At 69.4% G+C, this 12,632-nt stretch carries 13 protein-coding genes; 2 read left to right on the forward strand and 11 right to left on the reverse strand.

Annotation, left to right across the window (positions count from 1 at the left end; translation table 11 throughout):
* Positions 1-8 precede the first annotated feature (8 nt).
* The 9 genes from ABLE53_RS02310 to ABLE53_RS02350 all read right to left on the reverse strand — a co-directional run bounded on the left by ABLE53_RS02310 (position 9) and on the right by ABLE53_RS02350 (position 9,247).
* Positions 9-1,349, reverse strand: a complete 1,341-nt coding sequence (locus ABLE53_RS02310) for a methyltransferase (protein ID WP_348856957.1) — start codon at positions 1,347-1,349, stop codon at positions 9-11.
* On the reverse strand, positions 1,349-2,368 hold the full coding sequence (locus ABLE53_RS02315; protein WP_348856958.1) for a hypothetical protein: 1,020 nt from the start codon (positions 2,366-2,368) through the stop codon (positions 1,349-1,351). The genes ABLE53_RS02310 and ABLE53_RS02315 overlap by 1 nt, the downstream gene beginning before the upstream one ends.
* Positions 2,353-3,432 carry a hypothetical protein gene (locus tag ABLE53_RS02320; RefSeq protein WP_348856959.1) on the reverse strand — a complete coding sequence of 360 codons (1,080 nt, stop codon included), beginning with the start codon at positions 3,430-3,432 and terminating at the stop codon, positions 2,353-2,355. The genes ABLE53_RS02315 and ABLE53_RS02320 overlap by 16 nt, the downstream gene beginning before the upstream one ends.
* A 170-nt stretch (positions 3,433-3,602) precedes the next feature.
* A complete protein-coding gene (locus ABLE53_RS02325; RefSeq protein WP_348856960.1) occupies positions 3,603-5,567 on the reverse strand; it encodes a glycosyltransferase family 4 protein in 1,965 nt (654 codons plus the stop codon).
* A 254-nt stretch (positions 5,568-5,821) separates the two neighbouring features.
* Positions 5,822-6,658, reverse strand: a complete 837-nt coding sequence (locus ABLE53_RS02330; protein WP_348856962.1) for a DUF6576 domain-containing protein — start codon at positions 6,656-6,658, stop codon at positions 5,822-5,824.
* A gap of 89 nt (positions 6,659-6,747) precedes the next feature.
* Positions 6,748-7,683 (reverse strand): bifunctional DNA-formamidopyrimidine glycosylase/DNA-(apurinic or apyrimidinic site) lyase, encoded by a 936-nt coding sequence (mutM, locus tag ABLE53_RS02335; protein ID WP_348856963.1) that lies wholly within the window; start codon positions 7,681-7,683, stop codon positions 6,748-6,750.
* Between the two features lies 1 nt (position 7,684).
* Positions 7,685-8,485 (reverse strand): ribonuclease III, encoded by an 801-nt coding sequence (gene rnc, locus ABLE53_RS02340; protein WP_348856964.1) that lies wholly within the window; start codon positions 8,483-8,485, stop codon positions 7,685-7,687.
* Positions 8,427-8,612, reverse strand: a complete 186-nt coding sequence (gene rpmF, locus ABLE53_RS02345) for a 50S ribosomal protein L32 (RefSeq protein WP_192681317.1) — start codon at positions 8,610-8,612, stop codon at positions 8,427-8,429. The genes rnc and rpmF overlap by 59 nt, the downstream gene beginning before the upstream one ends.
* Positions 8,613-8,689: 77 nt before the next feature.
* A complete protein-coding gene (locus tag ABLE53_RS02350) occupies positions 8,690-9,247 on the reverse strand; it encodes a YceD family protein (protein WP_348856966.1) in 558 nt (185 codons plus the stop codon).
* A gap of 177 nt (positions 9,248-9,424) precedes the next feature.
* Between ABLE53_RS02350 and ABLE53_RS02355 the strand changes: the two genes are divergently transcribed.
* The gene (locus ABLE53_RS02355; protein ID WP_348856967.1) at positions 9,425-10,444 is read left to right on the forward strand and encodes a glycosyltransferase family 2 protein; all 1,020 of its coding nucleotides are present in this window, start codon (positions 9,425-9,427) and stop codon (positions 10,442-10,444) included.
* Positions 10,445-10,533: 89 nt separating this feature from the next.
* A complete protein-coding gene (locus tag ABLE53_RS02360; protein WP_348856968.1) occupies positions 10,534-11,394 on the forward strand; it encodes a lysylphosphatidylglycerol synthase domain-containing protein in 861 nt (286 codons plus the stop codon).
* Here the strand turns inward: ABLE53_RS02360 and ABLE53_RS02365 are convergent.
* Positions 11,381-12,106: a class I SAM-dependent methyltransferase gene (locus tag ABLE53_RS02365; protein WP_348856969.1), complete on the reverse strand. Its 726-nt coding sequence runs from the start codon at positions 12,104-12,106 to the stop codon at positions 11,381-11,383. The two genes, ABLE53_RS02360 and ABLE53_RS02365, sit on opposite strands and share 14 nt — an antisense overlap.
* On the reverse strand, positions 12,106-12,612 hold the full coding sequence (coaD, locus tag ABLE53_RS02370) for a pantetheine-phosphate adenylyltransferase (protein ID WP_348856970.1): 507 nt from the start codon (positions 12,610-12,612) through the stop codon (positions 12,106-12,108). Before coaD ends, ABLE53_RS02365 begins: the two co-directional genes overlap by 1 nt.
* Positions 12,613-12,632: the final 20 nt, after the last annotated feature.

Below are 12,632 nucleotides of genomic sequence, written 5' to 3' on the forward strand. Positions count from 1 at the left end.
GGAGGCGCTCACCGCTTCGGCCGGGCCACCCCGAGAACGGCGTTGACGGCGAGATCGCGCTCGGTGAGTTCCGGCATGATCCCCCGGACTCGCTCGAGGATCTCCGGAGTCAGCCGTGACAGCGTCGACTCAGAGGACGGAATCTCCTCCCACCGCTCGATCTCGAAGTACCTCTCGACCACGTCGCGGAGTTCGTCCATCCGGACCCGGTTGAGGTTGGTCATGATGTAGTGATCGTCCGGGAGGCCGGGCACGAGGTCGATGTGCTGCCAGTCGTACACCTGCTGGTGCTTCGGGTCGTCCTCGTCGAGTTGCTCGGGGCGGTTCGGCGCAAGGTGGTGCCCGTTCCAGCAATAGAAGTTGTGATGATGGAAGACGACCGCGGTGTCCGGCGTGCACAACCGCGTGAGTCCCTGGATCACCGTCTCCAGGTCGAGCAGGTGCTCGGTGACATTGTGCAGCGCGATGGTGTCGAAGGTCTCGGTGAACGAGCTGTCCTCCGACGAGCTTTGGAACAGTCGGATGGCCGGCAGCGTCTCGGTGATCCGGCGCGGGGTGACCCCCATGTCGGCCCACTTTCTGACCCGCTTGTTCTTGGCCCGGGTGCTGTCGAGGTCCATGGCCGGGTCGAGCCCGGTATACGCCTTCGTGCCGGCGATCAGGAAGCCCATCCCGAACCCGCCGAATCCACAACCCACGTCCAGGACTGCCCGACCCCGGACGTACTCCTGGATCCGCTTGGGCCAGGCGATGTAGTCGAACTCCGCTGAGATCTTGATCAGGTGCGGGTCGTAGTTGCGCAGCGCCCATTCGAGATCGCTGGCGTGGTGGAAATAGGCAATGGTGGCCTGTCGCGGGTCGCGCATCCAGCTCTCGTCCGGCTCGAGCTGTTGCAGCGTGCGTGCGGCATGCAGCATCTCCGGGGTTGGCCCGGTGGCGCGCGCATCCAGGTAAGCGGCGTCGAGAACCCGGATGTGGTCCTCGACGTCGGCGGCCGCCCGGGCGGCCGCAATCCGCGGGATCAGGTGGCGTGCGGCGGCCCGGTCCGGGTCGAGCTCGAGCGCAGTCCGCGCCTCGGCCTCCGCCTCAGCGAGGTCACCGTTGGCGAGGTGCACCCGGGCTCCCAGCACGCGGGCCCCCACGTGCTTCGGTCGCCAGGAGCGGAAGGCCGCGACCAACGGCGCGGCCACCTCGGGTCGGCCCAGCTCGAACTCCGCGCGAGCCAGATGGAAGGCACCTGTCCCATGCGGGTTCTCGGCAACGACCGGGGCCAGTAGGCGACGTGCAGTCTCCCAGTCCTTGTCCTGGATCGCCTTCTTGGCAGTCTCGAGTTCGTTCGTGGTGGTCATCAGGACACCTTGAAGATGTTGCCGTTCGTGATCTGTCGGGTCGCCCGGTCCAGCCGGAACCGGTTGCCGCGGGGGTTGTCGTGGTCCTCGAGCAGCTCACCGTGAGTCTCGGCCACGGTACGCAACGTGTCGAGGGCATCGTCCTTGGCGCCTTTCAGCGCGATCAGGTACGCACGTGAGAGCGCCATCCAGTACCGATAGGTTGGCTCGAGACCGGGGAACTGCACGGCGTCGTGAAGCTCGAGACACTCGGCTAGGGTGCCCTCGATGAACGGGTCCACCGCGGCGACATCGGCCGGCACCGGCTTGAGGGTCCGGTAGATGGAGCTGGTTCGGACCTGCCCTTCCCAGGAGAAGTATTCCTTGAGGTATCCCATCGTGACCTTGATCCAAGGGAGCCGGTCGAAGAAGAAATCCTGGTTGATGAGGGTGGCGTCGGGGAGCAGGGCCGGGAAGAACTCCTTCGACACGTGGGCATTGAGTCTCGTGGTCTTGCACACGTCGATGAAGGCGATCTCGATCGGCCAGCCGTCCCAGGACTCCTGGTTCAGATCACCGATGTGGAGCTCGATGAGATCGTCGTACGGGGCGATCGTCTTCTCCAGGATCGGTACGAAGTCATCCCCGAGGAGATACTCAACTCCCGCGTACACGCGCCGGCGGTCGACCTTGTCGCTCTTCGGTGCCGGCAGGTAGCCCAGTTCGTACCCATGGATCGGCTTGCCGTCGGGGAACCGGTCTGCCGGCACCGTCTCCAGTGCGGGGCCCGCCCGCATCCCGACGGCCTCGGCGACCAAGGAGGAGCCGAAGAAGCTGCCGCCGTCGACGATCGCGCCGTCCCCGCGCCAGGTGAGGCGAACGAGCTGCTGCAGCATCGCCCGCTCCGCGAAGGACAGCATTCCGGGCGCGACCTGCCCCTCCCGCATGGTCGCGGCGACACCGGGAACGTCGAGCGAAGCAAGGAAGGGCCCGCCGAGGATGCCCCGCCCGAGGCGCTCCGGCATCATCGTCTCCACCATCTCCACTTCCTCCCTCTCCTGATGTCGCGTGCCTGGACCGGCTCGGGAGCGGGGCGGGCGCGGCGCAGCATCGGCTTGCCGGCACGATCCACGTAGAGGCGGGCTTGGTGAACCGGGACGTGGCCCTCCACGATCTCCAGATGCAGTCGGTCCGCCTCGAAGTACTCGAGCATGACTGGGATCTGGAAGGCGTGCAGCCCGCGACCCGGGACGTCGTTCAGTGACCGGTCGACAGCTTCGGCGGGAACCATGATGAGCGGCTTCCCCCCACACATCACGGCGACATGCAGGGTGCGCTCCCGGTCCTCCCGGTCCCAGGCCCAGCCGAGCAGCCAATCGCCCACGAGCCAGCCGTCGCGGAGGTCAGGCGGTTTCAGACCTGACCGGGGGCTGATCGGTAGTGGCATCTGTGAGGGAGGTTGCGCCAGCAGGGAACGGCTGCGCATGACGACCCGCACCGGGTCTGCCACGCTCTTGCGGCGAACGAAACGCCGTGCCGCCGCGACCGCCTGGTTGATGTACTCCTCTGTCGCATCGCTCGCGACCCCTGCGCCGGCGTCGCCGGCCGCGACACCACCGACCACGTTGCCGAGAGGGATCGGGGCTGCGACACCGGCCGCGCCGCTCGGCTCAGCCTGCTGCGGCTGTTCCTCCTTCTGCCTCGGCACGGTGCGCTGGTCGACTAGCTCGCTGAGAGCACCGGAGGACAACACCACGTTACGGCCCGACATCGCGTACGTGGCGGCACCGATCTTGTTGATCCGCAAGAAGAGAGTGCGCAGCTTTTCGGCTCCGTCGTACAAGCCCCAGATCAGCGGATAGGAACGGCCCTGGGCCCACGTGCTCGGCACCTGGAAGGTCGAGACGGTGATGTGGTCGTCCGTGCCCTCCTCCCCGTGGCTGGCGAGCGGCACAAGAGACTGCTCTTCGCCTCGAATCGTCAGGCGACGCTCGCCCGGACCGCGGGCGTAGAACCACAGTTGATCCGCCTCTGCGTCGAGCGCCACGATGAGACGGCGGTGCCGGGCTGCGGTGACGTTCTCCCGATCCCAGGTCGCCGGCATGAGCCAATGGCTCTCGGCCCCGTCTCCCTGCGGACCGCGCAGCTGGTGTTCCTCCACGCCACCGCGGCCGCCGGCCTGGTTGAGAGCAGCGAGTAGTACCTTCCGACGAGGGAGATCGGAACCGTCGATGAGCGGCTTCGCCTTGAGGTAGGCGTACAGCGGATCCGTGGCTAGGGCCCGGCCTCCTCGGCGGCCTCGGGCCAGGCGAGCAGCCGCTCCGGCACTACCAGTAGGTCGTGTCCGGCCTCGACCGCTCGGGTGACGTAGGCATGGACGATCCCGTACCGTGCGTCGTACGGCTCCAGCCCACCCGTGTCCAGCAGCGTCTCCCGACGGAGTGCCACCAGCTCGGGCCCGTACGCACGCGACGTCAGGATCTGGGAGGCGACGTCGCCTCCCAACGGCATCCCGACAGTAGCCTCCTCCGCATCGAAGAAGGTGGTGAGGAGTGCTCCCGGTCGGTGAGTCAGCCCCTGGCGTACGGCTCCGAAGAACCCGGTCTGGGGAACGACCGATACGCCACCCGCCATGACGAGCGCGTCGCAGCCCTGCTGTTCGACCATGAGGCTGAGGGCCTCCCCCGCCGTACGGCCCAGCGCGTTCACGATCGTGACCCGCGCTCCGAGGTCCGCGAGCGAACACTCGGCCTTCTCCATCTCGGTGCGGACGCTGGTGTCCGTATAGCCCAACACGATCTCGTCCGGCATCTCCTCGTGGAAGGCCTTCGTCAGGTCCTCCACGGTCTCCCCCGCCCGCACCAGCCCGACGTAGCTGACCGTCCGGACCGGCGGACCCGGTCGGTCACGCCCCTGCATCACGTGCGCCACCGCCGCACCGCGCCCCTGCTCCTCGATCAGTCCGCCGAGGCGCGCGTGGAAGTCGTACCAGACCTTGAGGTTCTCATCGTTGGAGAAGCGCGGACGTGCAATGACCTGTCCCTCACGCAGGACCCGCTCGAGCCGATCCGCAAGTGCCTGAGCAGTAGGCTGCACGAGGCATGCGATCTGGTCCTCCTCGGCGATCAGCTCCGGCGTACCGCCAACAGCGGTCGCGACGAACGGCACGCGCTGCTCGAGTGCCTCGTAGACCGCCATGCTGGAGTTCTCGATCAGGGACGGCATGACGGAGATGACATCGCGCTCGCATAGGAGCGACAACGCCTCGGACTGGTCCCGATCCGTGACCACCTCGACCGGGCAGTCCCATGTCTCGGCCTTGGCACGGACGTAGGCCTCGGGCGTCAGGCCCGAGGGCAAGGCGGCGCCCCACTTGCCGAGGAAGGTCACGGAGTCCGGTCGCTCTCCGCGCTCGTGGAGGAGATCGACCGCACTGCAGAAGATCTCAAGGCCCTTCCGCTCCTCCAGGCGGCCGAAGAAGACGAGATCTCGGGATCGCACCAGGTCGCCCGGACTGCGAGGCCCGGGCCGGCGGTCGTCCACCGAGACACCGGAGAAGTCGACGATGTTGGGTTGGACGAAGACGTGGGACGTCGGGAGCTCGTAGCCGATCCGGCCCATGAAGGAGATCAGGTGAGCCGAACCACCGACCACGACATCGGCGAGCTCGACGCACTTCTGCTCGGCGTGCGCCGCCGCGACGAGGTGGGTCTGGGTGATCGGTTGCATCTGGTAGTGCCGGTTCCAGATGTAGGGCGAGGAGGCCTTCACCACGAACAAGGTATCCCGGAACGCCAGGCCCAGCCGCTTGGCCATCAGCGCGTAGACCAAGCCACCGCGCCACTCCGAGGTGTGGACGACATCGAAGGGATCTTGGTCGCGCAGCCACTCGTACGCCGCGGCGTATCGGCGCTGCCACTGCTCCGCCGCCGCCCACAGGGGGCGATCCCCCACCTCGAGATAGTGCAGTGCGACGCCGAACCGCGCGTACGTCTCCACCCAGTGCTCGGGGGTCTCGTCCTGGACGACCGGGCCCTTGAGGAACAGCACGTGTACCTCGTGCTCCTGGGCGGCGAGCCCCTTCGCCAGGTGGTGGTACGTCGAGGCGATGCCGCCGTTGCGGACCGGACCGAGGATCTCCTCAGTCACGATCGCGACCCGGAGCCGCCCGGTGTGTTCGCCCAGCGGGACCGTGTCGATGCCCGGGAAGGCTCTGACCTCGAAGTCGTCGCGTTGCAAGCGAGTCCCTCAACAGCGGACCCGGGCCGACAGCGCCGGAACCGAGAAGGGCGAAACTGGACTAGACACTCTGAGCGTCTCCCGAAACGGTCGAGTCACCAACTCCTTCTTTGCAAAGTAAGGCACGACGCGAGGCTCTTGGCAAGAAACGTGCCGCTGAACCCCTACCGCACCCACGACTCCGGATGGAGGGCGGGCGGTCGCGGCGCCGCGAACGCCGATCGCATCCGGCCCACCGACGGCCAGGCCGGGCGTCAGGACTGGCGGCGACGCCGGGCGCTGAGCTCGCGCAGCTCCGCCTGCTCGGCCTCGGTGAGGGACGCGGTGCCGGACTCGTGGATCTTCTCCAGCAGCTCGTCCATCCGCTGCTCGTCGCGGGACGGCGGCGGCGCGGGTCGGCTCGCCGGCGGTGTCCACGGCCCGGAGACGACGGTCGGCCGGCCGGGGTCGAAGTCGCGCTTGCGCGGCTTGGCGGGCCGCGGCGGGCGGGGCTGGCGGTGCGGGGCGCCGAGCTTGGGGATCCAGGGGTACTCGGCCAGCATGCCGAACTGACGCGCCACGAAGCCGCAGACGACGGCCCCGGACAGGAAGACGAGCAGCAGGGTCCAGCGGCCGTCGCCGAGGTAGGCGATCACCTGGATGCCGGCGAGCACGAGGCCGATCAGCCAGGCAGGGATGTTGAAGAAGAACATCCGGGTCGGCCACTCGGCGGTCCACAGCAGCAGCACCATCAGCTCGAGCAGGTTGAGGCCGTAGATCGCGTCCGGGGTGTTGAGCTCGCTCATCGCGAGCAGCAGGAGCCCCAGCGCGACGGTCCAGATGAGCAGCATCCACAGGAACCGCTTCTTGCCGAGGGCGCTGCGCTCGAGGTCGGAGCCGAAGTACCAGAAGAAGAAGATCGTGAGAACCGTCCAGAAGACGTCGGCCCCTTGAATGACTGCGAACGGCCAGGTCAGCAGCGTCCAGACGCGGCCGTCGTAGACCCAGTCCGGGAAGAGCGCCATGTTGGTCGAGGTCCACTCACCGTGGGCACCGGCGAAGACGAGGAGACCCGCGATCCCGAGCAGGACGACCAGCCATGTCGTCGTCACCTCCAGGGTTCCGATGTGGAACCAGGGTTCCTGGGGGTGTCTGCCACCTGGGGTCAGTCGGAAGCGTCCTCGCACGACGATGAGCCTAGTCAGCGTGTGGTTGCCGCGGCAGGGGTGGTCTTACTTGATCCGGCGCATGATCCGGCACGGGATCGGGACGCCGTCGTACGCCGCGGAGCCGGCTGGCAGACCGGGCAGAAGAAGGAGGAGCGGTTCATGAACGCCACCCGCCTCATCGGCGTACCGCAGCGCTCGCAGGGCTCGTCCTCGCGGCCGTAGGCGTGCAGGGAGCGGTCGAAGTAGCCGGACTCGCCGTTGACGTTCACGTAGAGCGCGTCGAAGGACGTCCCGCCCTGGCCCAGCGCGTCGTTCATCACGGCCCGGACGTGGCCGAGGAGCTCCCGGACCTGCGTCGCGGTCAGCCGCTTTCCGGGCCGCTCGCCGTGGAGCCGGGCCTGCCAGAGCGCCTCGTCGGCGTAGATGTTGCCGACGCCGCTGATGACGGTCTGGGTCAGCAGGATCCGCTTGATGCCGGAGGCTGAGCGGCGTACGCGCTTCACGAAGAGTGCCTCGTCGAAGAGCGGGTCGAGCGGGTCGCGGGCGATGTGGGCGATCTCCGGCGGCAGCTCCGCTCCCCCGGTGCTCACCGAGAGTCCCCCGAACATCCGCTGGTCGACGAACCGGAGCTCGGTGTCCGGTCGGTCCAGGGTGAACCGGACCCGCAGGTGTCGCTCGTACGCCGCGTCCGGGCGCTGGACGAGCAGCTGCCCGCTCATCCCGAGGTGGGCCATCAGCGCGTCCCCCGGCCCGGAGTCCAGCGGGGCGAGCGGGAGCCAGAGGTACTTGCCGCGGCGGCAGGCGCCCACCAGCGTCCGGCCGGTCAGGGCGGCGGCGAAGCCAGCGGGCCCGGTCGGATGGCGGCGTACGGGGCGTGGGTGGAGGACCTCGACGGCGGTGATCGTCGAGCCGACGACGTGGCGCTCGAGGCCGACCCGGACGACCTCGACCTCGGGCAGCTCCGGCACGTCAGCTCTTGCTGCTGGTCGAGCCCGCGGAGGAGGCCCGTGCGGCGGTCGCGGCGAGGATCTCTCCGTACGCCGTCTCCGCGGCGGCCTGCTCGGCCTCCTTCTTGGAGCGGCCCACCCCGTTGCCGTAGAGCCGCTCGCCCACCCGGACCTGGGCGGTGAAGGTCTTCATGTGGTCGGGACCGGTGTCCTCGATGACGTAGTCGGGGACGCCGAGGCCGCGCTCGGCGGCGAGCTCCTGGAGGGAGGTCTTCCAGTCGAGACCGGCGCCGAGGGCCGAGGCCTGCTCGATGAGCGGGTCGAAGAGCCGGTGGACGAGCGCGCTGGAGGTCTCGATGCCGCCGGAGAGGTGGACGGCGCCGATGACCGCCTCGACGGTGTCGGAGACGATCGAGGCCTTGTCGCGGCCGCCGGTCGCCTCCTCGCCCCGGCCGAGCTTGATCTGCTGGCCGAGGCCGATCGCACGACCGACCTCCGCGAGGGCGCGGGCGTTGACGACCGCTGCCCGCAGCTTCGCGAGCCTGCCCTCCGGGAGGTCGGGATGCTTGAGGTAGAGCGTCTCGGTCACGACGACGCCGAGCACGGCGTCCCCCAGGAACTCGAGTCGCTCGTTGGTCGGGAGGCCGCCGTGCTCGTAGGCGTAGGACCGGTGGGTGAGCGCGCGCTCGAGCAGCTCGGGGTCCAGGGTGGGATCCCCGAGCGCCGCGCGCAGCTCGGCGTAGTTGGTCAGGAGACCGGTCCGGTCAGAGGACCTGACGACGGTCGGCGCGCGCGCCGTACTGGCCGCACTCCGCGCACGCACGGTGCGGGAGGTGCTTGGCACCGCAGGCGGGGTTCGCGCACGTGACCAGCGTCGGGGCGACGGCCTTCCAGGCCGAACGACGGTGACGCGTGTTGCTGCGCGACATCTTCCGCTTCGGGACAGCCACTGTTAGTTCCTCTCACCAGGACCGGTGGTTTCCACCGGCCACGTCTTCTCTGCTCCGGGCCGGCGGCAGCCGGCCCGTCAGTCCTTCTCGGAGTCCTGCTTGAGCGCGGCCAGCTGGGCCCACCGCGGGTCGATCGGCGCCTCGTGCGAGTGATCCGGCTCGTCCCTCAGCCGCGCCCCGCACTCGGGACACAGACCAGGACAGTCATCCTCACACATCGGCTGGAACGGCAGTGCGAGCACCACCGCGTCCCGCAGCAGAGGCTCGAGGTCGAGCAGGTCGCCCTCCAGCATGCTGACCTCGTCGTCCTCATCGGCGTCCTGGCCCGAGCGGGTGTCGTCGTAGACGAACAGCTCCTGGAACCCGACCTCGGTCTCGTCCTCGATCGGCTCCAGGCACCGCACGCACTCGCCCTCGAGGCCGACCTGCGCCGTCCCCGTGACCAGAACCCCTTCCATGACCGCCTCGAGCCGCAGGTCGAGCTCGACCGGCGAACCTTCGGGGACACGGAGGACTTCGATGCCCAGATCCGCCGGCGCCGGCACCGTCAGCGACAGCTCCCGCTGGGACCCCGGGCGGCGGCCGAGCTCGCGAGTGTCGAGCACGAGCGGCGCTCTCGGGTCCAGGCTGGTCACTGGTTCACTTCCGGATGAGGGCACGACAGATCAGAAGAATCCTAGCTGTCCGGGGGGTGGGCGACCAAAACCCGACGGCGACACGTCACTCGCGGTTCACGACCCCGACGACCGGCCTTCCTACCGTCTCGCAGCGTAGGGCCGACGCGTGCAGGACAGCGCCTGCGAGAAGAGGTGATGGTGAAGCTCGTCGTACAGATCCCGTGCCTCAACGAGGAGGCGACCCTCCCGGCCGTCCTGCGGTCGATCCCACGGCGCATCCCGGGCATCGACGAGATCATCGTCCTGGTCGTCGACGACGGGTGCACCGACGGCACCGTGAGCGTCGCTCGGCAGCACGGCGTACGCGAGTTCGTGCACCACGCACGGAACCAGGGGCTGGGCCGGTCCTTCCACGACGGCATCGTACGCGCTCTCGAGCTCGGCGCCGACATCGTGGTGAACACCGACGGGGACAACCAGTACCCGCAGGACCGGATCACCGACCTCGTACGGCCGATCGTGCAGGGCCGCGCCGACATCGTCATCGCCGACCGGCAGGTCGACCTGGTCGAGCACTTCTCGCCGCTGAAGAAGCGGCTGCAGAAGATCGGCAGCGCCGTCGTCAACAGGGCCGCCGGGACCGAGCTCCCGGATGCTGCCAGCGGCTTCCGGGCGTACTCCCGCGAGAGCCTGATGCTGCTCAACACGATCACACGCTTCAGCTACTGCATGGAGACGATCATCCAGGCCGGCAACAAGCGGCTGCGGATCGAGAGCGTCCCGGTCGTCACGAACGCCAAGACCCGGGAGTCGCGGCTGTTCCGGTCGACCCCGGAGCACATCCTGAAGTCGGCGGCGGCGATCATCCGGTCGTTCATGATGTACAAGCCGTACGTCATCTTCTTCTGGGCCACGCTGTTCTTCGGGATCCTCGGGCTGATCCCGTTCGTGCGCTATCTCGTGCTGTGGTTCCAGTACGACGCCCGCGGCCACGTGCAGTCGCTGCTGCTCGGCTCCCTCCTCATCATCCTGGCCTGCATGAGCGCGATGCTCGGGGTGATCGCCGACCTGATCCGCACCAACCGGATCCTCATCGAGGACGACCTCGAGCACACCAAGAAGGCGCGCTTCGGGAAGTCGGGGACCGAGATGCTGCGCGACCAGACGTCGGTACCGGAGTTCGACCTGCCCGCAGCCCGATCGGACGTCCACTGACCGGTCACGTCACCGAGAGCACCGCTCCGCCCACTGAGCGGACGGGCGCCGGGCGCCGGGCGCTCCGCCTGCTGCTCGCGGCCGTCGTCGTGCTCGGTGGGGCCACCCTGGTCTGGCGGGAGACCGACGACCTGGGCGCGGCCGTGCGCCGGCTCAGCGCCGGCCGCGTCGTCGCGTCGGGCGTGCTCGCGGTGGTCGGGGCCTACCTCGTCGAGCGGATCTGGTACGCACTGCTGGTGGGGCTCGGCGTCCGTGCCGGGGCGCGCGACGCGGAGGCGGTCTTCTTCGTGAGCCAGCTCGGGAAGTACGTCCCCGGGTCGGTCTGGCCGCTCGTGGCGCAGATGCAGTTCGGACGGCGCTGGGGAGCGCCGCGGCGGGTGATGCTCGCAGCCGGGGTGCTGCTGCTCGGCGTCGTCACCGCGAGCGGGATCGCCGTCGGCGCCGTGCTGCTGCCGTGGTCGAGCCCCGGCGGGCTGACCCGGTACTGGTGGCTGCTGGTCCTCCTCCTCGCGCTGCTCCCCTGCCTGCACCCGCGCTTCGTGCCGGCCGTGCTCGATCTCGCGCTGCGGAGGCTCGGCCGCGAGCCACTCGGCGTAGGCGTGACGGGTCGGGGGCTGGCCGCCGCGGTTGCGTGGTCGGTGGTGACCTGGCTCGTCCTCGGCGTACACCTGCTGGTCCTGATGGCGCCGTACGACGGCGTACGGGCCGCCGCCCTTGCGGCCGCCACGGGTGGCATCGCGTTCGCGTGGGCCGCGGGGATCGCGTTCGTGCCCGCCCCTGCGGGGGCCGGAGTGCGCGAGGGGGTGCTGGTGCTGACGCTCGGCCCGCTGGTCGGAGGCACCCCGGCGCTCGCCATCGCCCTCGCGTCGCGGGTGCTGCTGCTGCTCGCCGACGTGCTGCTCGCCGTCGTCGGCGCGCTGTGGCGGCGGGTTCGGCCTAGCCCTTGGTGAGCAGCGAGGTCTGCTCGGGATACGGCAGCGTCGGGGTGAGCCCGCGCAGGACCCGCTCGGAGAGCCCGGAGGCGGCGATGGCGTCGCGGTAGCGCCGCCGGCGGCTGTTGTCGAAGACGATCAGGCCGTCCGGCGCGAGCCGTCCCATCGCCGCCCGCAGGCACGCCTCCCGGGCACGCCCGTCGACGACCACGAGGTCGAAGTCGCCGGCCACGTCGTCGATCGCCGCGACGTACGCCGCGAAGTCGAGGCCGGCGTGGCCCTCCTTGCGCGAGCCGATCGCGGGGTGGTCGCTCCGGACCGGCTCGACGATGCGCAGCGAGACCTGGGGATACGCCGCCAGCTCGGCCCGCATCATCTCGCCGAAGCCGCGGTGGTGCTCGACGCTGTGCACCTGCTGCGCGCGCCGCGCGAGCCAGAGGGTGCTGGCGCCGGAGCCGTACTCGAACACCCGGACCGGTCGCTCGCGCGCGGCGAGCCAGGCGTCGACCTCGGCGATCGCGGCGTAGGTCCACCAGGGGACGTCGAGGCGAGCCATCGCCAGCGAGTCGTGGACGCGGGTCAGGCTGTGGGCCCAGTGCCTCCAGCGCTGGTCGAGCGGCGGCGGCTCGTCGTCGGCGAGCCCGGCCCGGGTCAGACCGGTGCCGAGGGTGCGCAGCGAGGCGGCGTACGCCCGCTTGGCGGAGCCGAGCGCGCTGCGTCCCGAGGCCATCAGCCCTGCTCCCGCCGCTCGGCGAGCCGCTGGGTGAGCGCGGTGAGGACGTGGGCCGGCACGAAGTCGGCGACGTCGCCGCCGAAGGAGGCGACCTCCTTGACCAGGCTGGAGGAGACGAAGGACATGCCCGGGTCGGTCATCAGGAAGACCGTCTCGACGTCGGTCAGATGGGAGTTCATCTGCGCCATCTGGAGCTCGTAGTCGTAGTCGCTGGAACCGCGCAGGCCCTTGACGATGGCCACCGCGCCGACCTCCCGGCAGAACTCGGTGACGAGCCCGCTGAACCCCTCGACGCGGACGTTGGGCCAGGGCGTGACGGCGTCGCGGATCATCGCCATCCGCTCGTCGGCGGTGAAGAGCTTGCTCGACGAGGCCGACTTCGACCTGTTGACGCCGACCCCGACGATCACCTCGTCGAAGAGGGCCGCGGCCCGTCCGATGATGTCGATGTGTCCGTTGGTCACCGGGTCGAACGATCCCGGGCAGACGGCCCGACGTACCACGTGCACTCCCTCGTCTCGGG

The sequence above is a fragment of the Nocardioides asiaticus genome (genome assembly GCF_040049175.1).
GTDB classification, from domain to species: Bacteria; Actinomycetota; Actinomycetes; order Propionibacteriales; family Nocardioidaceae; genus Nocardioides; species Nocardioides cheoyonin.